This window comes from Pseudomonas sp. H3(2019) (assembly GCF_007713465.1).
GTDB lineage: Bacteria > Pseudomonadota > Gammaproteobacteria > Pseudomonadales > Pseudomonadaceae > Aquipseudomonas.
Genome location: NZ_VMSG01000028.1, coordinates 30896 through 54121, shown reverse-complemented (window position 1 = coordinate 54121; position 23226 = coordinate 30896). Strand labels below are relative to the sequence as shown.

The following is a 23226-nucleotide window of genomic DNA, read 5'->3' as shown; positions in this document are numbered from 1 at the left end:
TGTAGAAATAACCCTGGCCAGCCACGGCAGTCGATCAGGTCCTCATCCCAGGCATCTATACTCTTTGTCATGCATTCAGCCATGGGATCCCGATCCCGGGACCTATCCTGTTCACTCGCTGGTGATAAAGCCTTGGCATAGATTTACGAGGGCTCAACATGCGGATTTTGATAGGAGTTGCGGCCTTTTTATTCATTTCAGGGTGCATGACATCTCCAGTTCCAGCAGAAAAGGCCTCTCAGGTTCCAGGTGATCGGGTTTTTGCATTTCAGCAACCCATCGAGGGAGACAGCGGAACGATTTTTGTGACGCGTGATGGCGGTTTACTGGGTTCGGCCTGCTACATCGGTGTTTACGTGAACGGTGATTTTGTTGCGCGAGTGGGACCTGGTGAAGGAGCACGATTTTTCACTAAGCCCGGGGAAGTTTTTGTAGGCGCAGGAGAAGACCTGAAGGGTAACGGCTTGTGCTCGATAGGTATTTCCTTGCGCGAGGTCGTAACGACCATGGATGCCGGAGAGGTAAGGCATTTTCGAATTTACGGTGATGTGAGCGAGGGCATTTCAATAGCGCCAAGCTCTCATTGAAGTAGCGGCATGCTTCATCGCACCGAGCTTCTACCTTTAAAAAAGTGTGGTTATTTAAGGACTTAGGTGATTTTTTGTGTGAAAAAAAGATGTAAATATCTTGTTACATCTAGTGTGGTGAGCTATTATCACGACCGTGTTCACCTACCACGGTTTACGCATTTTTAAGCCCCAAGCGTCCATCAGCTGCTTGGGCTTTTTTTTGCCTGAAATTTGCCGCTGGCTGGTACTGGTTTTGAACATGGGTCGTTTCTAAACTTCTAATACGTATCGACCGCAGGGCGTACGAGAGGTGAGCCATGAAGACCGATCCGCAAGCACCAGGTACTAGAAAACCAGCTGAGCCAAGCCGTTCGGGTGACGCACGGCAGGACCGCGACGAGCTCCAGCCAGATAATCCGAAAAAGTGGAAGGATGTTCAAAGCGCGGTCGAGAGCGAGCTGGAAACACTGCACGATAAAGCCAGACCCCTCTAAGTGGCGCTCGCCAGCGAGTACAAGCCATGCATCTCACCGTCGGGTGAGATGCATCTTGCGAATCAGGCAATCAGATCTACTTTGCCGCTGGCCAGGCGATAGATGCCCCCGACGATTTTCAACTCGCCCTTGCTCAGCGCTTCAGTCAGTACGGGTGAGGCTTTCTTGAGGTTGTTTACCGCGTCTTTGACGTTTTGCACGGTCGCGTTCTCGAGTAGATCCCCCGGGTCCTTGAGTACTTTCTCAATAGTGGGCTTGAGTGCGTCTGTCAGTTTCTGGATCTGGCCGGGGAAGACCGCATGGTCCTTGACTGCCTTGATGCCGGCAGTGAGGGCGCCGCAGCTTTCATGCCCCAATACCAGAATCAGTGGCGCGCCGAGCGCCAGCACCGAATACTCCAGGCTTGCCAAGCCTTCTTCCGTGACGAAGTTGCCCGCGACACGCACTGCGAAAAGATCGCCGCGGGCCGTGTCAAACGCGTACTCGGGGGCGATGCGCGAATCAGCACAACTCAAAACTGCCACGAACGGGTTCTGACCAGAGACCAGGGCTTCACGCTCTGACTTGAAGTCATGTGTCTTGGAGGTGCCGTTGATGTACCGCTTATTGCCCGCGATCAGTCGTTGAAGGGCCGCGTCCGGGTTGATCGAGTTTTGTGGTTTTGGAGGTGGGGCCTTTTTCTCGGCGGCCTGGACGATGCTGTTAGGCAACACTCCACCAAGCAGCAGGGCGCCAGCCCCTAGTCCTGCAAGCCGGAGAAAACGACGACGGCCATCTGCGTCTGGCGCGGGGTTTGAATCACAGGATTCACACATAGTCTTGTGTACTCTGGGTTTGGGGGGAGTGGTTCGTTATCAAGGGGGCATTCTTGCATTTATCTCCAGCACTTCTTCGTTGGAGTCTAGATGCTTTGTAAAAGCCTGTTGCGGGCTTCGCGGCTTTACAAAGTGCGAAACAGACAGCACTTTGAGGTTAATTCGTTCGCGTTTGCCGAGGTCAGCTAACCTGTAAAGGTCAAGCAACACCCCGGCACACAATCCCCACGGACGGAATGCCATGTTTCCTCTTCTTCAGCTTTGCCAGATTGTGGAATCCGGTTTCTATCCACTCTCATGCACCTGCACGGTGAATCCCGACGGGTCGTTGAGGGTCAAAATTGTCGAACCAGAATCCGGACGGGTTGAACTGTTGATCACCGGCGTGTCGACGGCGACTCTGACCAGTGTCCGGGAGATCGCCAATTTTATCGGTGAGCTGCGTACTGAATTGAAAGCCGGGCGCAGAGCATTCGCAGACTGATGCAACGATCAAGTCAGGTCGCAGGCCGACGATCGGGCGTTTGGCCAATGATCGGGTGGCAGGCTTGATTCCCCGCGCAAGCGAGGTACCCACTCTGGGAGTTGCATCGAGTGCGCAAGAGGGTTATCAAGTCTTTTGCAGTGGAAACGATTTTCAGAGCGTCGCATCGAGTGATGCCGTGACGCGGAGGGAATTGCCATGTTACTCAACAAACCCGAACACGAACTGCGAAGCGATTTCCAGAACCTTGCATCTGATTTGCGATGGTCGGCGGTGGAGCTCAAAGCCATTGCCGAGCGGCTGAGACAGGCTGGTAATGAGGTCGATGCCCAGTCACTGCTGAAGACGTGTCAGGTGTTGGAGACCGCCGAAGAACGGCTGGCCATCTACGCGAGCGAAGTGAAGGCTCATAAAATACACCTTGAATAAGCATGGGCCGCCATTGCAGCCCGCTCAGGGCTGCCCGGTTGGCTTCTGCGGCATCATTGCGGGTTTTTCGGAGCAATGGAGATTTCCAGGCGTCTCGCATGAGGTTGCCGCAATAGAGTCGGGAGATATACCCAGTTGAAGGAAAGGTTATCGAGCCTTGCAGTTGTCACGTTAATGGCACTTGGCGGCATTTCGTTGCTGTTTGTCATTAAATACTGCATTGAGTACTTCATAGGATCCATCGCCGAGTCATGGATCGATCTCACGCTTGTCCTCTCGGGCTATATATTGTTCTTTCTCCTTGAGCCCATTCGAAAGTGGGGAAGTAAAAAATGGAGTAGAAGGGCGAGACGAAAAGGCACAGCGAGAGGGTGTCAGGGGCGTTGACAAGGTGCTGGCCTTCTTGGGGGGGCTGCGATCTTTCCGTAACCATGACAACCCTTTCACGAAGTCTTCACCCTGACCGGCCTAGATTGACCTGACTCCTTTGAGACATCCCCTTCAAGCCCGCCCGCATGCGGGCTTTTTTTCGTCCTCAATATCGTCCGAGCAATGGCTCGGCAACAACGGCAAGGCCCGCATGCGCAACGACTCATTGTCCAAGGTCTGCGGCAGCAAGGTATTTGCCCGCGACATCCGCGCCAAGGACATGCCGGGCTGGCCGCAGCAACAAGGCCACGCGATGTTGCTCAAAACCATTCGCGCCGATCGTATTTATGACGGTTTCGACCTGTCGTTGCTGGGAGCCGATCTGCAGCCGGATCGCATCGTCACCGCTGAAGACCTGGACAAGGACGGCATCGTTTTCCCTGAAGATCACGCGCCCGATCCGCTGCTGCCAACTGGCAAGGTGCCGATGTTCATCGGCCACCCGGTCCGGTGGCGCGCCTTATGGCGGCGGCCTGCTCAATGGCCACCTGCGCCAAGTTTGCTCGCCAACGATCTGGCCGTACGCGGCTGGACGCATCAGGACCTGAGCTCTTTCCTCAAGCACAGCATGAGCGCTCAAGGTACGATGTTCAACGAGATGTTCCCGGTGTTTCATAACAGCACCCAGAACCTCAATACGTTGCGCCTGGAAGATCCGCGCAACCTGTTGCGGCTGATCTGCTGATCGGCCAGATCGAGCAATTGAAGGCAGATGCTCCCGTTGAGCACAAGGCACACTGATATGCAGCATCTTGACCTGCAAGTAGTTCGGCGAGCGTTGGCCTGGTCCAGCGCTGGTCAGCGTGTATGGCTCTGCAGCGTGCTCGGCACCTACGGTTCGGCACCCCGTGCGCCGGGCTCGATGTTGGCGGTCAACGACAGCGGGCAATGGATTGGTTCGTTGTCGGGCGGCTGCGTCGAGGACGACTTTCTGGCGCGCATGGCCGAAGGGGCGTTTCTCGACGCCGTTTCGGTGGTGCGTTACGGCGAAGGCGATGACCCGCGCTCCCAGGTGAAACTGCCCTGCGGCGGGTTACTCGACGTGCTGGTGGAAAAGCTTGAACCTGAGTGCGAGGTGCAAGCCCATCTGCGCGAACTGGAGTCCGCGTTGCTCGGGCAGCGCCGCTTGATTCGTGAAGTGAATCTGGCCAGCGGCGCACGCAGCGTGCTGGTCGACCGTGAACACGGGCCGCGTATCGAACGGGAAATCGACCGGGTGCGTTTGCGCGTCGGTGCGGCCCAACGCTTGTTGCTCGCCGGTTATTCCAGCGTGGCCCAGGCGTGTGCCGAGTTCGCGGTGGGGCTGGGTTTTGAGGTGATTCTGTGCGACCCGCGTGAAGAGGTTCTCGATGGTGTGGTCCTTGAGAACGTGGAGATTCGTCGCGAGTTGCCATCGATGTTCATTGCCGATGGCGGCTGTCACAGCGATACCGCCGTGGTGGCGCTGACCCACGATCCGCGCATCGACGATCTGGCGATGATGGAAGCGGTGCGCACCGAGGCGTTTTACATCGGTGTGATGGGCTCGATGCAAACCTCGCAAAAGCGCTTTGAGCGTTTACGGCGTATCGGTGGTTTGGGCGAGGCTGAGCTGGCACGTATTCACGCGCCTATCGGGCTCAATCTGGGCAGCAAGACACCCGCGGAAATCGCCTTGGCGGTGCTCGCCGATATTCTGCGTATACGCAGCGGTATAGCTCGGGATCAGCTCTGAAAAACAGCATGTCAGTGCGCTGCCGATCCTCGGCGAGTCCCGACTTCAGCGAATGAGCCGGGACTTGCTTAGCGGAATCGAGGCAATGGCCGGTCGACAGGTTTGAGCGACGTCAGCGCATTCTGAATCAGCGGGGCATCTTTCTCGATGTCTTGCAGCCGGTCGCGGATTTTCATCGCGGTGGGGTGGCCGCCATGAATGTCGACCCAGTCGGCAATTTCCTTGCAGGCAGCCGCCAAACGCGCCTGACGCGAGTCGAGCAGAGTGAGGAGTGTGGTGATGGACTCTTTTTCGGACATGAGAAACACCTCCGTATCAGAGAAGCTTTTGATCGAGCAACAAAACGCTCGCCGGACGCGAGCGTTTGCCGATGAGGTCGCCGATCCTTCAGCTGGAATCAGTATAGACCCGCAATGCCAATGGCAGCGGAGCTACATGTAGCTTGCGTTTCAGACTTTACGCGAGACCCGCGAGCTGGCGGCATTGAGCCGTCGGCACTCCTTCATGGCATCTTCCATGTGCTCATAACCGTCGCCGATAAAACCGCCACCGGTACGCGTATCGGCGATCCGGTACCAGACCGCCGCAATCGGCTGCTGATGAGACACTTCACCTGCACGGCGACCCTGAACGGTGGTCTTGTTGCAACGTTTCACAACGAATATGTCTTCCATGGCGTCACCGACGCTCCAATTGTGTACACATCAACTATAGAAGCAAGTTGAAAAGCTGCAAAAGCGGTCTGTGCTGTTCGTCGCCTTACGCGAGGACCGCCACTGCCTTGATTTGCGCCCACAACTGCTGACCGGGGTGCAGTTGCAAGTGATCGCGGGAATAGCGAGTGATACGCGCGAGCAACGGTGTTCCGGCCGCGTCCAGGCGCACCAGTACGTGGGCGGCGTTGTCCGCGGATATTTCGCTGGTCACCGTCACTGGCAGGCGATTGAGGATGCTGCTGAGTTCACCGCCCTGAAGACTCAGGCTGACATCGCGAGCCTGGACTTTGACGCGCAACAACTTGCCAACGGCCATAGGCGAATGCGCGACCCGCACATTCAATTGGCTGCGGGGCAGTTGCAGGGTCAGCAGTTGATAATGGGCGTCGTAGTCCGTCACCTGACCCTCGATCACCACGCCGGCGTCGTCGCCCAAGGCCAGCGGCAGGTCGAGCCGCGCCAGCGTTTCGCCGACAGGCCCGCTGGCCAGGGCTTTGCCGTAGCTGAGCAGGACAATGTGGTCGGCCAGCCGAGCGACTTCATCCTGCGAATGACTGACGTACAACACCGGGATTTCCAGTTCGTCGTGGAGCCGTTCGAGGTACGGCAGGATTTCGCTTTTGCGCTGTGAGTCCAGCGCCGCCAGTGGCTCGTCCATCAACAGCAGTTTCGGGCTGGTGAGCAACGCGCGGGCGATACCGACCCGTTGGCGCTCGCCACCCGAGAGGTGTTGTGGATGACGGTCGAGCAAGTGGCTGATTCCCAGCAGTTCGGTGGCGTGGGTCATGTCGACCCGGCGTTGCTGGCGCGGAATGCGCCGCAGGCCAAACTCCAGGTTGGCCAGCACCGACAGATGAGGAAACAGGCTGGCTTCCTGAAACACGTAGCCCAGTGCCCGTTTGTGCGGGGCGACAAAGAGCTTTTTGCTGCTGTCTTGCCAGACTTCGTTGTTGATCTGGATAAAGCCTTGCTCGGCCTTTTCCAGGCCGGCGATGCAGCGCAGGCAGGTGGTTTTACCCGAACCGGAATGACCGTACAGCGCCGTCACGCCGCGACCGGGCAGGTACAGGTCGACGTCCAGGGAAAAATCCGGGTAGCTCAGTTGCAGGCGAACGTGAATCGTTGAGGTCATCGATCAGCTCCAGCCGGCTTTGGTTTTGCGGCTGGAGTACAGCGCCAGCAATACCAGGAACGAGAACACCAGCATCGCACCGGCCAGCCAGTGGGCCCGGGCGTATTCCATGGCTTCGACATGATCGTAGATCTGTACCGACACCACGCGGGTTTTGTCCGGGATATTGCCGCCGATCATCAGCACCACGCCGAACTCACCGACGGTATGGGCGAAGCCGAGAATGGCTGCGGTGATAAAGCCTGGCCTGGCCAGCGGCAAGATCACGCTGAAAAAAGTGTCCCAGGGATTGGCGCGCAAGGTGGCGGCCACTTCCAGTGGACGCGGACCAATCGCCGAGAAGGCGTTTTGCAGTGGCTGGACGACAAAGGGCATCGAGTAGATAACCGAACCGATCACCAGCCCTGCAAAACTGAACGTCAGCGTGCCCAGCCCCAGTGCTTGGGTGAACTGGCCGATGACCCCGTTAGGACCGAGGGTCAGCAGCAAATAGAAGCCGATCACTGTCGGCGGCAGCACCAGGGGCAGGGCGACGATGGCACCGATGGGCCCGCGCAACCAGGAGCGGGTACGCGACAGCCACAACGCAATCGGAGTGCCAATGACCAGCAGGATGGCCGTCGTCAGGGATGCCAGCTTGAGGGTCAGCCAGATGGCGGACAAATCGGCACTCGATAGGGTCATTTAGAGTTGGTAACCGTAGGACTTGATGACGGCAGCGGCTTTAGGCCCTTTGAGGTAAGCGACCAGTGCCTTGGCGGCGGGATTGTCTTTGCCTTTGTTGAGGATCACTGCGTCTTGTTTGATCGGGTCGTGCATGTCGGCTGGAACGATCCACGCCGAACCGCCGGTGACTTTGCCGTCTTTATAGATCTGCGACAAGGCGACGAAGCCTATTTCCGCATTGCCGGTGGAGACGAACTGGTAGGCCTGGGTAATGTTCTGGCCTTCGACGATCTTGCTCTTGACCTTGTCGGTCAGGCCCAGCCTGGCCAATACCTGGGTCGCAGCAAGGCCGTAAGGGGCGGCTTTCGGGTTGGCGATCGACAGGTGCTGATAGGTGTTGTCGCTTAGCACTTTACCTTTGGCATCAACGTAACCGTCCTTGGCCGACCACAGTGCCAGAGTGCCGATGGCGTAGGTGAAACGCGAACCTTTGACCGTGTCGCCTTCGCTCTCGAGTTTTTGTGGGGTGCTGTCGTCAGCCGACAGCAGCACTTCGAACGGCGCACCGTTTTTGATCTGGGTGTAGAACTGACCCGTTGCGCCATAGGCGGCGACCAGTTTGTGCCCGGTGTCTTTTTCGAAGTCGGCGGCAATGGCCTGGATCGGTGCGGTGAAATTGGCCGCGACCGCAACCTGGACTTCATCGGCGTGGGCTGAGCCAAACGCGAACACGGCGAGCAAGGATGCCAGGCAAGTGGGGGCAATACGTGAGGCACGAATAGTCATGAAGCGGCTCCGAGGTGCAAGTGAGTCGGGCAGTGTGTTGATATCAGTCGACTGCGCCGGGGCTGAGGCAAAACGCTATATATCGGAATATATAGCGAATGGGCGACGAACGGAACTCACGAGCTTTCTTTGAGCAAAAACTGTATACAACTTTCAGCGTTATCGGCGTGCCATCAAGGCCAACGCCTCGTCAGCCAGCCGCCGGGTCAACTCAGCGGTCGGTAATTCAATCCCAAGCCGTAGCGCTTGTCCTGCCCAGAGATTGCTGAAGTCCGCTTCATCCTTGGCACGCAGTGGCATCAGCGCACCGCCCGCCAACGGGAAGGCCGGTGCCTGCGGGCTGATCGGGCCGAGTTCGCGCATGACCCGGTTGAGAATGCCTCGCGCCGCACGCCCAGTGAAAATATTGGTCAGCGCCGTCTCGCTTTCCTTGGCGCTGCGCAAGGCCCGGTGATGGGAGGCGCTGACCTTGGCTTCCGGGGTAAACAGGTAGGCGGTGCCCGGTTGCACTGCCGAGGCACCCAAGGCGAAGGCGGCGACAATCCCGCGTGCGTCGCCGATCCCGCCAGCGGCGATCACCGGTACGCTGACGGCATCGACGATCTGTGGCACCAGCGCAAAGGTGCCGACCTGACTGTTCAGGTCATCGCTGAGAAACATCCCGCGATGGCCTCCGGCCTCGTAACCCATGGCGATAATCGCGTCGCAGCCATGCTGTTCCAGCCAGATCGCCTCATCGACGGTGGTAGCCGAAGACAGAACCTTCGCGCCGGTGGCTTTGACCCGATCGAGCAGGGATTTTTCCGGTAGGCCGAAGTGAAAACTCACCACCTCTGGACGGAACTCTTCGACCACCGCGCAGGCGGCGGCATCGAACGGCGCACGATTGGAAACCGGCGTCGGTGCGTCGAAGTCTGCACCCAATTCGCGGTAATAAGGCTCCAGCAGGTTTTTCCATTGCTGAGCGCGTTGTTCGTCGGCTACGGGTGGTTGATGGCAGAAGAAGTTCACGTTGAACGGGCGCTGGCTGTGTTGCCGGATGACCTTCAGCTCTTCGCGCAACTGTTCGACGCTGAGCATGGCCGCGGGCATTGAGCCCAGGGCGCCGGCATTGCTGGCCGCAATGACCATGGCTGATCCGGTAGCGCCGGCCATGGGAGCCTGGATGATCGGCAATTCAATGCCGAGCAGATCAAGAATACGGGTGTCAGGCCACTGGTTCATCGGAATGTCCTCTTCATGACAAGAGTGGGGTTTGTAGCAGGAGTCAGCGTCACAAGGCCAGTGGTCTTTAGGCGCAGATGCCGAGTTCGACAACGCGTATTCTAAGACTGGGTTTCACGCGCAAGCAGTTGACGCTTGCGCTCCACGCCCCAGCGATAGCCCGAGAGACCACCGTCACTGCGCACCACCCGGTGGCAGGGAATGGCCACCGCGAGGTTGTTGGCACCGCAGGCCTGGGCCACGGCACGGAAGGCTTTTGGCGCGCCGATGCGCTGGGCAATGTCGGCGTAGCTGGCGGTGCTGCCCGCCGGAATATCCCGCAGCGCCATCCACACCCGCTCCTGAAACGCCGTGCCGCGCACATCCAGCGGCAGGTCCAGGCCAAGCGCCGGGGCTTCGATGAAACCCACCACCTTGGCAATCAACTGCTCGAACTCATGGTCGGCGCCAATCAGGTTGGCCTGGCGGAACCGGTCTTGCAGGTCGCAGACCAGCGCATGGGGATCATCCCCCAACAGGATTGCGCACACCCCGCGTTGACTCTGTGCCACCAGAATCGCCCCTAATGAACATTGGCCGACGGCAAAGCGGATGTCGGTGTTCTGGCCGGCAGCGCGGTAGTCGCTGGGTTTCATGCCGAGCAGATGATCGGCGGACTCATAGAAACGGCTGTTGGAATTGAAGCCTGCCTCATACAGCGCGTCGGTCACCGAACCGGCGATTTCCAGGCGTTCACGAACCCTGCGCGAACGTTGTGCAGTGGCATAGCCCTTGGGCGTCAGGCCGGTGACAGCCTTGAACACCCGGTGAAAGTGGAACGCGCTCATTCGTGCGGTCTCTGCCAGTTCGTTCAAGCTGGGTAATGTCTCGGCAGCCTCGATCTGCCGACAGGCTGCGGCGACCAGTGCGGCGTGTTGCGCGGCGAGATGAGTCTGATCCGGTGCTGCGCGTTTGCTCGGGCGATAACCGGCAGCCTGAGCCTGTTCCTCGGTGTCGAAAAACTCGACGTTTTCCGGTTTCGGTAATCGCGCCAGGCTGCTGGGGCGGCAATAGATCCCGGTGGTTTTCACCGCGTAGACGAACTGACCGTCAGCGCGCGGGTCGCGCGCCAGCACTGCGGACCAACGGGGATCTTGCTCTATGGTGGGTTTGGCAGTGTTCATGGGACGTTACCGGTAAAAGGTTTAGTTCAGCCTAGAGAGTGTGGGCGGTGAAGACACTCCGGCGCTTGCGGTCAAATTCCGTGATTCATCCCGCCGTGCGGAAAGTGAAGTTGATCCGCTGTTCGCCCAGTTGTGGGTGATGACCCTCCTTGAGCGGCAGCACGCCGTGATAACGCAAGCGATCCACGCCGCCCCAGACCACGATGTCACCGTGAAACAGCGGCACTCGCAGGCGTTTGTCGCTACGCTCAAAGCCGCCGAACAGGAACATCGCCGGCAGGCCGAGAGACACCGAAACGATCGGTGGATCATAGGACCGCTCATCCTTGTCCTGATGCAACGACATTTTGGCGCCCGGCAGGTATCGGTTGATCAGGCAGGCATCGGGCTCAAAGTGATGGAAACCGGCTTCTCGTGCGGCGGCCTGTGCCATTTCCCGAAAGAGCTCGGGCATCGCCGGCCAAGGCTGGCCGCCGACGGGATCGATGCGGGTGTAGCGATAGCCACTGCGATCGGTGGTCCAGCCCAGCGTGCCGCAACTGCTCAAGCCGACAGACATGGTGAAACCGCCGGGGGTCACCATCTGCCGAAACGGTGCGGCCAGTAAAATCTTCTCCAGCAGCGGCAGCAATTGCTCCACCCAGGGCAGGGCGAAACCTCGGAGAACGAAAGACTGTTCGCCGATTTGTTCGTTCCTGACCGGTTGCCGGTCTTCATCGGCAAAAAGCTCGAAGGTCGCTGGAGGCATCGCTTTACTGCGCATCGTGAAAGATCACTCCAAGGGTGTGCCGTTTGCCGCTGTGCAGGCGACTGACACCATGGCGCAGGTTCACCCGGTAATCGCCGCGAACACCTTTGGCCGGGCGCTGATGCACGGCAAAGATCAGTGCGTCGCCTTTTTCCAGGCTCATTACCATGGGCCGTGATTGCATCCGTGGGCGCTGCTCGGTGAGCACGAATTCGCCGCCGGTAAAGTCTTCACCGGGAGCGGACAGCAGAGTCGCCACTTGCAGCGGGAACACATGCTCGCCATACAGATCCTGGTGCAAACAGTTGTAGTCCAGCGGACCATATTGCAGCAACAGCGGTGTAGGGCGCTCTTGTCCGGCGTCATGACAACATTGCAGGAAGGCTGCGTGCTCCGTGGGAAAGCGGCCGGGCAAGCCCATCCGTTCATTCCAGCGATTGGCCAGCGGAACAAGTCTTGAGTAGAGCGTGCTACGCAGGCAAGCAACGATATCTGGCAGCGGGTATCTGAAATACTGGTACTCGCCGCGCCCGAAACCATGCCGGGCCATTATCACTTGCGAGCGGAAAAGCGCAGGCTGAGCGTAGAGTGCGCTGAGGTCTGCACATTGTTCGGGGCTGAGCAGTCCTTTGATTGTCGCGCAGCCGTCCCGGTCTAGGTCTTGCTCCAGGGAAGGCCAATCCAGTGCATTGATACGCGAGATCAGAGGCTGTTCGCCCATTGCACGGACACCGTCGATATAACGCGCTACTGAGGTGTTGTGCGGCAAAGAAATGGACATGTCCGGCTCCTGAACTCAAGGTTGAGGTGTGCCAGTCTGGGGAGTACGAGGGTGGGCGACACTCCGGTGCTTGCGGTCGAACTCCGGAGTGGTTGTGTCAGGGGTTACAGCGCTTTGCTGACCTTTATATCGCTGATCCCGGACAAGTCACCGTGAATCGCTTCAAGTGCTGCTCTGGCTTCTTCTTCGGTGCCGGTTTCAAGCTGGGCGAACTCGAAACGGCGTTCTTCGTTGAGCTTGTATTTGATGACGTATTTAGTCGTTTGGGCCACGGTCGTACCTGTCTGTCGCAGTGCGGGCCGAGGTCTCAGCTGAGTTTCGAGCTGGACCGGCGGATGATTTTGATCGAGTGGGTCAGGGTCGGTTTGCGGGTCACACTGATCGGCCGGCGGTTGACCGTGTCGATGGTGATGTTCCAGAAACCGGTGCTTGGCGCGGTGATTTTCGCAGGGAAGGTGTCGAACGCGCCGCCGTGGTAGGTGTGGCGGCCGCCATTCTTGAAACTGCGAAAATTGGCGTCGTTCATCAGGCGGATGTTGCACATTTGGGAGCATTGAATGACGACGATGTCATCTTCATTGAGGTGCTCGCGCTGGTGGATAAATTTCATGGGGGCGCCTCCAGAAGGGCTTTTTCTACAAAATCAAAACGATAGCATGGGCGATGGCGCAGTTTATCAGCCCGAACGGTTTATTATTGGGCTACCGCGAGGCGCTTTGACAATTAAAAACAGCTATTCGGGTTTTTATGGGTGATAAAGCAGCGGTCTCCGGAGAAAAACAGTATTTGCGCTGTCGGAGGGTCTTTAAGGGAGGATTCGTATGAAGCGGGGTGTTTTGGTACTGGCGTTGGCGATGAGTGGTTGCGCGACTGTCTCGGACATTAGTCAGACGCTGCCGACCATGAATGTGATCTCGGGGAAAAAGCCTCAAGCGTATGCCGACTGCGTGGCCAAACATTTGGCCAGTACCCGAGGGGCTGTGCAAATGGAGCCCTACAACAAGGACGGTGTCCGGGTCATTGTTCCAGGAAAACTGTCTGCGAGTCCGTCTGCGGTGTTTGACATCGAAGAACGATCCAGCGGGAGTAGCATCAAGCTCCACGAAAGCATGTCCAATGTGCCAATTCGGCCTGGAGATGTGCAGGATGCGGCCAACAAATGCATTTCTGGCTCATAGTTTTTTTGGCGGTTCCCTCTCGCTCGCTGAATTTGAAATTGGCTGATTGACCGTATCGTCCGATAAACTGTCGTCAATCAGCAGGAGTGCCGTCCAGCTTCGGGCTTGGGCGGCACTGTCATTTCTGGAGTGGTCAATGAAGCGAGAGCAAGTAAGAGAGCGGCATGCAGAGGGGCACATCTCTGCGACGCATGTGATTCAAAACCCGGCAAACTCCGGGGAGTGGATTGTGTTCTTCAAGAAAAGTGCAGGGCGCAGCTATTTCCTGGTGGATGAAAACGACGAGGTCGAATCATTCGCTCGACTGGACGATTTGATTGAGACAGTACGCGGGCTCGGGATCAAATTTGCCGAAATTCACATGTGACGGCTCACAGCGTCTTGCCGGTTACTTGCACACCACTACGACGCTGCGGCTCTTGTAGTTGCCAACATCGACGCCCAGGGTCTTGTCGCTTTCCTTGGTGGCTGGCGTGCCATCGGTGCCAATGATCCGATAGCCGGTTCCAGCGCAGGAATCATCGGCCATTTGATAACATTTGGCCCAGGAGTTGGCTTCACCCGAGCAGTCGATCGACAGGCCTTGCTCGCCGTTATTCAGATAGGTTTTGGACGCAGTGGCGCAACCGCTCAAGGCCAACACCGCAATCAGAGCCAGGTATTTTTTCATGTGTGGGTCGTCAACGAGTGGAAAGGGTGTAAAGGGCACAAATCGCCCTGCAGCGAGATGCTATAGCGAACAACCATTTCGGTACAGACAAACACCAAAAAGCCCTGCACGTCGGCAGGGCTCTTTCGAGCAGTGGTGTTACTCAGGCTTGGCGCCGCGCCGCTTGGGTGCAGGCGGGGTGTCTTGAAGCACCGAGGCGACTTCAATTGCCAACGCTTCCGTAGGGAAAGGCCCGGCGATATTCTCGCCGCTGACGCTGTCGACCCACCATTGGCCATCTTTGGCCTGATTGATCAGGTAACCGTTTACGCTTTTTGCTGCCGACATCTATCTGCCTCGTTGGCTGGTTCAATCGCGCAATGATAACTGGAAAAGTGCCTGGGCGCGTTCACTGGTCTAAAGTGACGTCTTTGCGTTGTTCCGTACGCCTTGGCTTGGAGGCTAATCTGCGTCGTTGCGGAACTATCCGCCGGAATATTTCTCTATGATGGCATCGGTTAGCCAGTGCGGGGCATTGTAAGGTGCTCGCCGCCTGATTAGACTGCGCCGAAACTCGTACACACAGCCCTTTTAAGGACTTTTATGATCAAGAAATGCTTGTTCCCAGCAGCCGGTTACGGTACTCGCTTCCTGCCAGCGACTAAAGCCATGCCCAAAGAAATGCTGCCGGTGGTGAACAAGCCACTGATCCAGTACGGCGTTGAAGAAGCGCTGGACGCTGGTTTGACAGAAATCTCCATCGTGACCGGTCGTGGCAAACGGGCCCTGGAAGACCACTTCGACATCAGCTACGAGCTGGAAAACCAGATCAAAGGTACTGACAAAGAGAAGTACCTCGTCGGTATCCGCAAGCTGCTCGACGAGTGCTCGTTCTCCTACACCCGTCAAACCGAAATGAAAGGCTTGGGTCATGCAATTCTGACTGGTCGTCCATTGATCGGTGACGAACCGTTCGCGGTCGTGCTGGCGGACGACTTGTGCGTCAACCTGGAAGGCGACGGCGTACTGACCCAGATGGTCAAGCTGTACAAACAGTATCGTTGCACCATCGTCGCGATCCAGGAAGTCGACCCGCAGGAAACCAACAAATACGGCGTGATCGCAGGCGATTTGATCGGTGACGACCTGTACCGCGTCCGCAACATGGTCGAGAAGCCAAAGCCGGAAGATGCTCCATCCAACCTGGCAATCATCGGTCGTTACATCCTGACCCCGGACATCTTCAAGCTGATCGAAGAAACCGAGCCAGGCAAAGGCGGCGAGATCCAGATCACCGACGCCCTAATGAAGCAGGCGCAAGACGGTTGCGTGATTGCCTACAAGTTCAAAGGCACGCGTTTCGACTGCGGTGGCGCTGAAGGCTACATCGAAGCGACCAACTTCTGCTTCGAACACTTCTACAAGACGGGCAAGGCTTACTAAAAGCGCTTCGCTGTTTTGTTCTGGAAAGCCACCTTCGGGTGGCTTTTTCGTTTTCCGGCCCCATGTCATTCGCAGCACTGACCGAAAAAGCTGCAGCGGGTATGCTTGTGGCCTGCCGAGGAGATTGAAAAATGGCCTACGATTTTGACCTTTATGTAATTGGCGCCGGTTCCGGCGGTGTGCGTGCAGCGCGCTTCGCGGCAGGTTTTGGCGCGAAAGTCGCTGTGGCCGAGAGCCGCTATCTGGGCGGGACCTGCGTCAACGTTGGCTGCGTGCCGAAGAAGTTGTTGGTTTATGGGGCGCATTTCGCCGAAGACTTCGAGCAGTCGCAGGGCTTTGGCTGGTCGTTGGGCGAGGCGAATTTCGATTGGGCAACGCTGATCGCCAACAAGGATCGCGAGATCAATCGGCTGAACGGTATCTACCGCAATCTGCTGGTCGGCAGCGGCGTAACCTTGCATGAAGGTCACGCGAAAATCGTTGGCCCGCATGAGGTCGAGATCAACGGCGAGCGCCATACCGCCAAGCATATTCTGATTGCCACCGGCGGCTGGCCGCAGATCCCCGAGATTCCGGGGCACGAGCACGCCATCAGCTCCAACCAGGCGTTTTTCCTCAAAGAGCTGCCCAAGCGCGTTCTGGTGGTCGGTGGCGGCTATATCGCCGTAGAGTTCGCCGGGATTTTCCACGGGCTGGGCGCCGAAACCACCTTGCTGTATCGCGGTGAGCTGTTTCTGCGTGGCTTCGACGGCTCGGTGCGTAAGCATTTGCAAGAAGAGCTGACCAAGCGCGGGATGAGCCTGCAATTCAATGCCGACATCGAGCGCATCGATAAACAGGCCGACGGCAGTTTGAACGTGACCCTCAAGGATGGTCGCGAGTTGCAGGCAGATTGCGTGTTCTACGCCACGGGGCGTCGTTCAATGGTCGACAACCTGGGGTTGGAGAACACCAACGTCACGCTCGACAAGAAAGGCTTTGTCGAAGTCGACGAGCTGTATCAAACCGCTGAGTCATCGATCCTGGCGATTGGCGATGTGATCGGTCGCGTGCAATTGACGCCGGTAGCCTTGGCTGAAGGCATGGCAGTAGCGCGTCGGCTGTTCAAGCCTGAGCAGTATCGTCTGGTCGACTACAAGATGATTCCCACGGCGGTATTCAGCTTGCCGAACATCGGCACCGTTGGCCTGAGTGAAGAGCAGGCAAGGGACGAGGGTTATGAGGTGCAGATTTTCGAAAGCCGGTTCCGGCCGATGAAGCTGACCATGACCGAGTGCCAGGAGCGCACTCTGATGAAATTGGTGGTGGACGCCAAGACCGACAAGGTTTTGGGTTGCCACATGGTCGGTCCGGAAGCGGGCGAGATCGTTCAGGGCCTGGCGATTGCCTTGAAGGCTGGCGCCACCAAACGCGATTTCGACGAAACCATCGGCGTGCATCCTACCGCTGCCGAAGAGTTCGTTACCATGCGCACACCGGTAGCGGGCTAATCGTCCCCACTCTCTGAAGCGGTATCTGGCTCTGCGTTAATCGCGCAGGCCAGCCCGTTTCTCGGGATGGCCTGGATCGCTGAAAAGGCTGTTGGCGAATTGATACGGTTTTCTTCTATTGATAGTGCTGGCTAATAGCGAAAACCAATTAGCAGCATCAGGTTTGCCAATGAGCCATCCGTCGGTCGAGTGGGTAGGATTCACTCCATCAACTTCTCAACCCCTGACGGAGAGTCAACGATGCCTATCATCAACAGCCACGTAAAACCGTTCAACGCTACCGCATTCAAAAACGGCGCGTTCGTCGAAGTGTCGGACGCCGATCTGAAAGGCAAATGGTCCGTCGTGTTCTTCTACCCGGCCGACTTCACCTTCGTTTGCCCAACCGAGCTGGAAGACCTGGCTGACAACTACGATGCATTCCAGAAGCTCGGCGTAGAAATCTACAGCGTGTCGACCGACACCCACTTTGCCCACGCCGCATGGCACAACACTTCGCCTGCGATCGAAAAAATCAAGTACACCATGATTGGTGACCCGACCCACGTGATCTCCCGCAACTTCGACGTGCTGATCGAAGAAGTCGGCCTGGCAGACCGTGGCACCTTCGTGATCAACCCTGAAGGTCAGATCAAAATCGTTGAACTGAACGACGGCGGTGTAGGCCGTGACGCTTCCGAACTGCTGCGCAAAATCAAGGCTGCTCAGTACGTTGCCGCTCACCCGGGCGAAGTCTGCCCAGCCAAGTGGAAAGAAGGCGAGGCCACCCTGGCTCCGTCTCTGGACCTGGTCGGCAAGATCTGAGTCTGTGAGTCGATTGAGGGCGATGAGCTCTTAAACAAGTAAGCCGCACCGCCCTCAAAAACGCCCGGGCGAGATTCGCTCGGGCGTTGTTTTTTCTACTGTTTAAAAAATGGAAATCGCCCGTATGTTGGACGCTAATCTTAAAGCTCAGTTGAAGTCATACCTGGAACGGGTCACCCAGCCGATCGAGATCGTCGCCTCCCTCGACGACGGTGCGAAATCCCAGGAAATGCTCGCGTTACTCAAAGACGTTGCCAGTCTTTCCCAACAAATTACCTTGCTCGACAACGGTACCGATGCGCGCAAGCCATCGTTCTCGTTGAACCGCCCGGGAAGCGATATCAGCCTGCGTTTCGCCGGTATCCCCATGGGTCACGAATTCACTTCGCTGGTGCTGGCCTTGCTGCAAGTTGGCGGTCACCCTTCGAAGGCCAGCAGCGAGGTGATCGAACAGATCCGCTCGCTCAAAGGCGAGTTCAACTTCGAGACCTACTTCTCGCTGTCGTGCCAGAACTGTCCGGACGTGGTCCAGGCGCTGAATCTGATGGCGGTGCTGAACCCGAACATCCGTCACGTCGCCATTGACGGCGCGTTGTTCCAGGACGAAGTCACTGAACGTCAGATCATGGCTGTGCCAAGCATCTATCTGAACGGCGTGAACTTCGGTCAGGGCCGTATGGGGCTGGAAGAAATCATCGCCAAGATCGACACCAGCGCCGTCGAGCGTCAAGCCGAGAAGATCAGCGCCAAAGAAGCCTTTGACGTACTGGTCGTCGGCGGCGGCCCGGCCGGTGCTTCGGCAGCAATCTACGCCGCCCGTAAAGGCATTCGTACCGGCGTTGCAGCCGAGCGCTTTGGTGGTCAGGTGCTGGACACCATGGCGATCGAGAACTTCATCTCGGTACAGGAGACGCAAGGGCCGAAGCTCGCCGTTGCGCTGGAAGAACACGTCAAGCAATACGACGTCGACATCATGAACCTGCAACGGGCCGACAAGCTGCTGCCGGGCAAGAACGGTGAGCTGCACCAGATCAAGTTCGCCAGCGGTGCGTCACTGAAAGCCAGGACCGTAATCCTCGCGACCGGTGCTCGCTGGCGTGAAATGAACGTCCCGGGCGAGCAGCAATATCGCAACAAGGGCGTGGCGTACTGCCCGCACTGCGACGGCCCGCTGTTCAAAGGCAAGCGCGTTGCGGTGATTGGTGGTGGTAACTCGGGTGTCGAAGCGGCCATCGACCTGGCGGGTATCGTCGCCCATGTGACTTTGCTGGAGTTCGACGTGCAGTTGCGTGCCGATGCGGTGTTGCAGCGCAAGTTGCACAGCCTGCCCAACGTGACTGTCATCACCAGCGCGCAAACCACTGAAGTGACCGGCGACGGTCAGAAGGTCAACGGCTTGCGTTACAAGGATCGTCAGTCAGGCGAAGTGCTGAGCGTCGAACTGGAAGGGATCTTCGTGCAGATCGGTTTGTTGCCGAACACCGATTGGCTCAAGGGCACCGTCGAGCTGTCGCCGCGCGGCGAGATCATTGTCGATAACCGTGGCGAGACCTCGATACCGGGTGTGTTCGCTGCCGGCGATGTAACGACCGTGCCGTACAAGCAGATCGTGATTGCGGTAGGCGAGGGTGCCAAGGCATCGCTGAGCGCCTTCGATCACCTGATCCGCACGTCTGCCCCCGCGTAAGCAATTGCTGGCGTAAAAAACAAAAACCCATGAGTGATCGTGGGTTTTTTTGCACATGATCGTTCCCACGCTCCGCGTGGGAATGCAGCCCGGGACGCTCCGCGTCCCAAAAGCGTGACGCAGAGCGCCACAAGAGGCGTTACCACGCAGAGCGTGGGAACGATCAAACGATCAGCGTCGGTGATTTTTTACAGCGGTGCCGGCTGAATGATTTCAACCCAGTACGCGTCCGGGTCTTTGATGAACGCCAGGCTCTTCATGCGGCCATCGTTCAAGCGTTTCTGGAAATCGCAGCCCAGGGCTTCGAAACGCTCGCAAGCAGCGCGAATGTCGGGCACCGAAATGCAGATATGGCCGAAACCGCGAGGGTCGGTGTTGCCATTGTGGTAGGCGAAATCCGCATCGTTCTCGGTGCCGTGGTTGTGAGTCAGCTCAAGAATACCGGGAATCGATTTCATCCACTGGGTGCGTGCAGCGGCGTCGGCCGGGATCTGGTTCTTATCAACCAGCGCGAGGAAGTACAGGCTGAACTCTGCTTCCGGGAAGTCGCGTTTTTCCACCAGCGTAAAGCCGAGGATGCGTGTGTAGAAGTCCAGGGATTTGGTGATGTCCTTGACCCGCAACATGGTGTGGTTGAAGACAAATTGCTGTGTGGCGGTGTCAGGTTGGGCGGTAACGCCGGGGAAGGTGTTCAGTTCGTGCAGGCTCATGGGCCCTCCGGAAAATAAGTGGGGCAAACGGCGCTCAAGACAAGAGCTGTCCCTTGGCTTGCAGTTGATGAGGCTTGCTTGCAGTACGCCAATAATACGGGTGCATTGCGCCAAAGCAAAACCTTCAGCTATTGCCTGGCGGCGTGGCGGGGCTCAGACTTTAAGTTCGCCCCGTCAGTGTTGAGTGCAATGTTTCGACCGTATCGCTACCTGCTTGTTTTGACCTGCCTGTTTTCGGCTGTTGCCCGCGCCGAGACTGTGCTCCCCGAGATTACCTGGCCCAGCGGCTGGGCAGTGCAAGTGTTGCCACAAGAGGAGGCGACAACTCAGACACCGCCCAGGGTTTCAAGGCAGCGGGCGGTGAAAAACGATGCAAACGGTGATCCGGTCCTGGTAATGGAGTTGACCATGAGCCAGGTTGAGCCTGGGCATGAAGTCAATTTGCAAGGTGTGCTGCTGGAAATGCGCAAGTCCGTGCAAAAGGATTTTTTTCAGGGCGGCTATCAAAGTGTTTGCAACAAAATTCATCCCGCTACATTGAGCAGGCTGCAAGCGCTGGAAACCACCTGTACGGTCACTCAGAATGGACGACATGTGTTGTCGCAAACATTAGTCGCGGCGCTAGATGCCGATAAGGCCTATGTTTTTTCCTACGCAGGCCAAGCCGAGGCTTATGCCGCAAGTCAGGATGAAATACGCAATGCGCGAAACAGTTTGAGACTTTAGTAGTGCGCGATGTCTGCACGCTCGCCGTGCCGAGGGGTATTGTTTAATACCCAAAGGGATTAAGCAGAAAGTTGTACCGGATGCCTACGGTATTTGGCCGGCGTTTCCAACTGGATCGACGATCATCGTTGCATCAAGTATGGATGAGCATAAAAAAGCCCTGCACAGGCAGGGCTTTTGGAGGAACGCAGGAAAGCTTAAGCGCGCAGCCAGGAGTCAACGGTGCTCGCACCATATTGTTCCTTCCAGGCTTTCAGGCCGCGGTGATTGCCGCCCTTGGTTTCAATCAGTTCACCGGTGTGCGGGTTTTGATAAACCTTGACCACACGGGCGCGGCGGGTTTTCGGTGCGACGGCCTGATGCAGGCTGGATTTTGGATTCGGGTCGAGAATGGCGATGATATCGCGCAAGCTTTTGCCGTAGGTTTTCATCAGCCCCTGAAGCTTTTCTTCGAATTCGATTTCTTTCTTGAGCCCGGCGTCGTTCTTCAGCGATTCCAGCTGCGCGAGCTGTTCTTGAAGGGCCTTTTCAGCGGCACGAAATTCAGCGAGTCTGGACAATATCTTTACTCCAATAGTGTGTTTGGCTGATACCAACCGCCAACAAAGCTATAAGCCAAGAGCCTTGTAGCGACTCGGTGTTAATGGCTCACCTGTCAATCTTGTGCAGGCAAGAAAAATTGTAGTAGTTAATTCGCTCAGAGTAAATCACGTCTTTTTCATGATGTAACGCATGCTGCTGTTTGATGCAATTTGCTGCGCGGATCCATTTGTTGAGGATGTCCATGGAATGCGCAAAGTGGCTAATTAATGGCTGTTCAACGCAATAATGAAATCGGTACCCGGCATCGGTCGCCCAAATAGGTAGCCTTGCAGGAAGTTCACCCCATGACAGGCAAGATAATCACTCTGCTCGACAGTTTCGACACCTTCGGCAACGATACCAAGGTCCAGCTTGGCCGAGAGTTCGATGATGCTGTCGAGTATATGGCGGGACAAGGCATCGACACCGATCATCGCCACAAAGCTTTGATCGATCTTCAGAAAGTCCACATTGAACTGGCGCAAATACCCCAGGCTTGAATGCCCGGTGCCGAAGTCATCGATCGCAATCATCACCCCCAGCGCATGTAGCTGTTCAAACAATTGGAGGGTGATGGCGTTGGGTTCGATCAGCTCGCGCTCGGTCAACTCCAGAACCAGCGCAATCTTGTCAGGCGGGAAGGCCGCGAGAAATTCGCGGCAATCGTCTACCAGCGCAAGGTCACGGCAGTGGCTGGCGGTGATGTTGATGCCGATATGAAAGCGCTCATGGAACATAGGCGCATGTGGGGCGAGCAATGCTGCAGTCTGGCGCATCAACGAGCGGGTCATCGGCACGATCAATCCGGAATGCTCGGCGAATGGAATGAACAGGTCCGGACGTACCAGGCCTTCTTTTGGGTGTTGCCAGCGCATCAAGACCTCGACGCCTGCCCACTCTTTGCTGTCACCGTGAACCACTGGCTGGAAGTAAGGAATGAACTCATTGGCTTCCAGTGCCCGTTGCAGTTCGTGAGTCTGTGATGAGGAGCGCTTCTGCAGCCAATGACCAATGGCCCCGGCGATGACCCCAAAGAAAATCAGCAGACTGAACAGCGGTGGGTATTCGTTCTTCATATAGCGCCAGACTTCACCCACGGGAAAGCCGGCCTCGACCTCAAAGGCATACCGCGAAGACTCAAGATTGCTCCGGGCTACCGGTAATACAGGCAGGGCGCCCTCATGGACCTTGCCATCGGCCGACAGCCAGTGGGGCCCGACTTGCAGCAACAGCAGGGTCTTGCGGCCAATCAGCCGCAGGACATTGCTCAGGTGATAGCCATCAAGGGAGGTCAGGGCGCCTTGCCTGCCATTGCTGAGTCGATACACCAGCAATGCGGTGTCAGGCGTGACCGGGTTGCCGTTCATCAACCACAACGTGCCCCGGGTGTATTCGCCAGGATCAACCTCCGCCTGATAGTCGCCAAACAGCGAGCTGCAATACAGGTTGTTGTCCCACACCAGATTGGTTGAGCGCACAAAAGGTCGCCGCGTGACTTGTTCACGCAGGGCCAGTTTTACGTCAACGCAAGGTTGTCCGGCCAGAGGCAGCAGTTCTTCTGCTGCCTGCGCAGTGTTGTCGAGCATCAAATCGAATTGGCGCACCGCATCTTCGGCCGTTTGGCGGGTGCTGTGCTCCAGCACCTGTTCGGCTTGCATGTGCAGAATGACGAAGCCCAGCACCACCGGCACCAAGCCGATCAACAGCGTGATGAGGTTGCGAGTCCGTGGTGTGCGGCGGGCTTTGACGGTCAAGGGCATGTATGGAACCTGCGGCGACGAAGTACGGCTCTCAGATGGAGTAGGGC

The 23226-nt window shown here is 57.3% G+C and carries 29 protein-coding genes and 2 pseudogenes; 14 read left to right on the top strand and 17 right to left on the bottom strand.

Annotation, left to right across the window (positions count from 1 at the left end; genetic code table 11):
• Positions 1-158 precede the first annotated feature (158 nt).
• Positions 159-587: a hypothetical protein gene (locus tag FPT12_RS23530; protein ID WP_145020705.1), complete on the top strand. Its 429-nt coding sequence runs from the start codon at positions 159-161 to the stop codon at positions 585-587.
• Between the two features lie 299 nt (positions 588-886).
• On the top strand, positions 887-1063 hold the full coding sequence (locus FPT12_RS27730; protein ID WP_178098863.1) for a hypothetical protein: 177 nt from the start codon (positions 887-889) through the stop codon (positions 1061-1063).
• A gap of 62 nt (positions 1064-1125) precedes the next feature.
• On the opposite strand, the gene FPT12_RS23525 is transcribed toward FPT12_RS27730, so the two are convergent.
• Positions 1126-1878: a carbonic anhydrase gene (locus FPT12_RS23525; protein ID WP_145020702.1), complete on the bottom strand. Its 753-nt coding sequence runs from the start codon at positions 1876-1878 to the stop codon at positions 1126-1128.
• Between the two features lie 241 nt (positions 1879-2119).
• Here FPT12_RS23525 and FPT12_RS23520 point away from each other — a divergent pair, with 241 nt between their 5' ends.
• The 5 genes and pseudogenes from FPT12_RS23520 to FPT12_RS23505 all read left to right on the top strand — a co-directional run bounded on the left by FPT12_RS23520 (position 2120) and on the right by FPT12_RS23505 (position 4934).
• Positions 2120-2362 carry a DUF1652 domain-containing protein gene (locus FPT12_RS23520; protein ID WP_145020698.1) on the top strand — a complete coding sequence of 81 codons (243 nt, stop codon included), beginning with the start codon at positions 2120-2122 and terminating at the stop codon, positions 2360-2362.
• A 198-nt stretch (positions 2363-2560) separates the two neighbouring features.
• Entirely contained in the window at positions 2561-2791 is a 231-nt protein-coding gene (locus FPT12_RS23515; protein WP_145020695.1) for a hypothetical protein, read from the top strand.
• Positions 2792-3278: 487 nt separating this feature from the next.
• Positions 3279-3668: pseudogene (locus tag FPT12_RS23510) on the top strand (xanthine dehydrogenase family protein molybdopterin-binding subunit); the annotation flags it as partial.
• 19 nt (positions 3669-3687) lie between these two features.
• A pseudogene (locus tag FPT12_RS27725) lies at positions 3688-3857 on the top strand (cytochrome c); the annotation flags it as partial.
• A 105-nt stretch (positions 3858-3962) separates the two neighbouring features.
• On the top strand, positions 3963-4934 hold the full coding sequence (locus FPT12_RS23505) for an XdhC family protein (protein ID WP_145020692.1): 972 nt from the start codon (positions 3963-3965) through the stop codon (positions 4932-4934).
• A 68-nt stretch (positions 4935-5002) separates the two neighbouring features.
• Here the strand turns inward: FPT12_RS23505 and FPT12_RS23500 are convergent, their stop codons facing one another.
• The 11 genes from FPT12_RS23500 to FPT12_RS23455 all read right to left on the bottom strand — a co-directional run bounded on the left by FPT12_RS23500 (position 5003) and on the right by FPT12_RS23455 (position 12760).
• Positions 5003-5233: a hypothetical protein gene (locus tag FPT12_RS23500; protein ID WP_054597737.1), complete on the bottom strand. Its 231-nt coding sequence runs from the start codon at positions 5231-5233 to the stop codon at positions 5003-5005.
• Positions 5234-5383: 150 nt separating this feature from the next.
• On the bottom strand, positions 5384-5608 hold the full coding sequence (locus tag FPT12_RS23495; RefSeq protein WP_145020688.1) for a hypothetical protein: 225 nt from the start codon (positions 5606-5608) through the stop codon (positions 5384-5386).
• 85 nt (positions 5609-5693) lie between these two features.
• A complete protein-coding gene (modC, locus tag FPT12_RS23490; RefSeq protein ID WP_145020684.1) occupies positions 5694-6782 on the bottom strand; it encodes a molybdenum ABC transporter ATP-binding protein in 1089 nt (362 codons plus the stop codon).
• A 3-nt stretch (positions 6783-6785) separates the two neighbouring features.
• Positions 6786-7466: a molybdate ABC transporter permease subunit gene (gene modB / locus FPT12_RS23485; RefSeq protein ID WP_145020680.1), complete on the bottom strand. Its 681-nt coding sequence runs from the start codon at positions 7464-7466 to the stop codon at positions 6786-6788.
• The gene (gene modA / locus FPT12_RS23480) at positions 7467-8234 is read right to left on the bottom strand and encodes a molybdate ABC transporter substrate-binding protein (RefSeq protein WP_145020677.1); all 768 of its coding nucleotides are present in this window, start codon (positions 8232-8234) and stop codon (positions 7467-7469) included. It lies immediately after the preceding gene.
• A gap of 159 nt (positions 8235-8393) precedes the next feature.
• The gene (locus tag FPT12_RS23475) at positions 8394-9458 is read right to left on the bottom strand and encodes a nitronate monooxygenase family protein (protein ID WP_145020674.1); all 1065 of its coding nucleotides are present in this window, start codon (positions 9456-9458) and stop codon (positions 8394-8396) included.
• Positions 9459-9559: 101 nt separating this feature from the next.
• The gene (ada, locus tag FPT12_RS23470; RefSeq protein WP_145020671.1) at positions 9560-10621 is read right to left on the bottom strand and encodes a bifunctional DNA-binding transcriptional regulator/O6-methylguanine-DNA methyltransferase Ada; all 1062 of its coding nucleotides are present in this window, start codon (positions 10619-10621) and stop codon (positions 9560-9562) included.
• A gap of 85 nt (positions 10622-10706) precedes the next feature.
• On the bottom strand, positions 10707-11369 hold the full coding sequence (gene alkB, locus FPT12_RS23465; RefSeq protein ID WP_371922607.1) for a DNA oxidative demethylase AlkB: 663 nt from the start codon (positions 11367-11369) through the stop codon (positions 10707-10709).
• A 4-nt stretch (positions 11370-11373) separates the two neighbouring features.
• Positions 11374-12090: a 2OG-Fe(II) oxygenase gene (locus tag FPT12_RS23460; RefSeq protein WP_145020755.1), complete on the bottom strand. Its 717-nt coding sequence runs from the start codon at positions 12088-12090 to the stop codon at positions 11374-11376.
• Positions 12091-12254: 164 nt separating this feature from the next.
• Positions 12255-12422, bottom strand: a complete 168-nt coding sequence (locus tag FPT12_RS27720) for a hypothetical protein (protein ID WP_019690028.1) — start codon at positions 12420-12422, stop codon at positions 12255-12257.
• A gap of 35 nt (positions 12423-12457) precedes the next feature.
• Positions 12458-12760, bottom strand: a complete 303-nt coding sequence (locus FPT12_RS23455) for a DUF1883 domain-containing protein (RefSeq protein ID WP_019690029.1) — start codon at positions 12758-12760, stop codon at positions 12458-12460.
• A 211-nt stretch (positions 12761-12971) separates the two neighbouring features.
• On the opposite strand from FPT12_RS23455, the gene FPT12_RS23450 reads away from it, so the two are divergent.
• Complete coding sequence (locus FPT12_RS23450) at positions 12972-13328, top strand: hypothetical protein (protein WP_123583482.1); 357 nt, start codon at positions 12972-12974, stop codon at positions 13326-13328.
• 136 nt (positions 13329-13464) lie between these two features.
• A complete protein-coding gene (locus FPT12_RS23445) occupies positions 13465-13695 on the top strand; it encodes a hypothetical protein (RefSeq protein ID WP_145020665.1) in 231 nt (76 codons plus the stop codon).
• A 21-nt stretch (positions 13696-13716) separates the two neighbouring features.
• Here FPT12_RS23445 and FPT12_RS23440 read toward each other — a convergent pair whose 3' ends face one another.
• Positions 13717-13998 (bottom strand): hypothetical protein, encoded by a 282-nt coding sequence (locus FPT12_RS23440; RefSeq protein ID WP_054597726.1) that lies wholly within the window; start codon positions 13996-13998, stop codon positions 13717-13719.
• A 138-nt stretch (positions 13999-14136) separates the two neighbouring features.
• Positions 14137-14325, bottom strand: coding sequence for a hypothetical protein (locus FPT12_RS23435; RefSeq protein WP_145020662.1), 189 nt, complete (start codon positions 14323-14325; stop codon positions 14137-14139).
• 255 nt (positions 14326-14580) lie between these two features.
• Between FPT12_RS23435 and galU the strand changes: the two genes are divergently transcribed.
• The 4 genes from galU to ahpF all read left to right on the top strand — a co-directional run bounded on the left by galU (position 14581) and on the right by ahpF (position 19401).
• Positions 14581-15420, top strand: coding sequence for a UTP--glucose-1-phosphate uridylyltransferase GalU (gene galU / locus FPT12_RS23430; RefSeq protein ID WP_145020659.1), 840 nt, complete (start codon positions 14581-14583; stop codon positions 15418-15420).
• A gap of 131 nt (positions 15421-15551) precedes the next feature.
• The gene (gene gorA / locus FPT12_RS23425) at positions 15552-16910 is read left to right on the top strand and encodes a glutathione-disulfide reductase (protein WP_145020656.1); all 1359 of its coding nucleotides are present in this window, start codon (positions 15552-15554) and stop codon (positions 16908-16910) included.
• 240 nt (positions 16911-17150) lie between these two features.
• Positions 17151-17714, top strand: a complete 564-nt coding sequence (gene ahpC, locus FPT12_RS23420; protein ID WP_054597722.1) for an alkyl hydroperoxide reductase subunit C — start codon at positions 17151-17153, stop codon at positions 17712-17714.
• 124 nt (positions 17715-17838) lie between these two features.
• Positions 17839-19401, top strand: coding sequence for an alkyl hydroperoxide reductase subunit F (gene ahpF / locus FPT12_RS23415; RefSeq protein WP_145020654.1), 1563 nt, complete (start codon positions 17839-17841; stop codon positions 19399-19401).
• A gap of 188 nt (positions 19402-19589) precedes the next feature.
• On the opposite strand, the gene gloA is transcribed toward ahpF, so the two are convergent.
• Positions 19590-20111 (bottom strand): lactoylglutathione lyase, encoded by a 522-nt coding sequence (gloA, locus tag FPT12_RS23410; protein WP_103316383.1) that lies wholly within the window; start codon positions 20109-20111, stop codon positions 19590-19592.
• 189 nt (positions 20112-20300) lie between these two features.
• Between gloA and FPT12_RS23405 the strand changes: the two genes are divergently transcribed.
• The gene (locus FPT12_RS23405) at positions 20301-20837 is read left to right on the top strand and encodes a DUF4946 domain-containing protein (RefSeq protein ID WP_256676846.1); all 537 of its coding nucleotides are present in this window, start codon (positions 20301-20303) and stop codon (positions 20835-20837) included.
• Between the two features lie 197 nt (positions 20838-21034).
• Here FPT12_RS23405 and FPT12_RS23400 read toward each other — a convergent pair whose 3' ends face one another.
• Both FPT12_RS23400 and FPT12_RS23395 read right to left on the bottom strand, forming a co-directional pair.
• Positions 21035-21397, bottom strand: coding sequence for a histone-like nucleoid-structuring protein, MvaT/MvaU family (locus FPT12_RS23400; RefSeq protein ID WP_145020651.1), 363 nt, complete (start codon positions 21395-21397; stop codon positions 21035-21037).
• A gap of 246 nt (positions 21398-21643) precedes the next feature.
• Complete coding sequence (locus FPT12_RS23395) at positions 21644-23179, bottom strand: EAL domain-containing protein (protein ID WP_145020648.1); 1536 nt, start codon at positions 23177-23179, stop codon at positions 21644-21646.
• Positions 23180-23226: the final 47 nt, after the last annotated feature.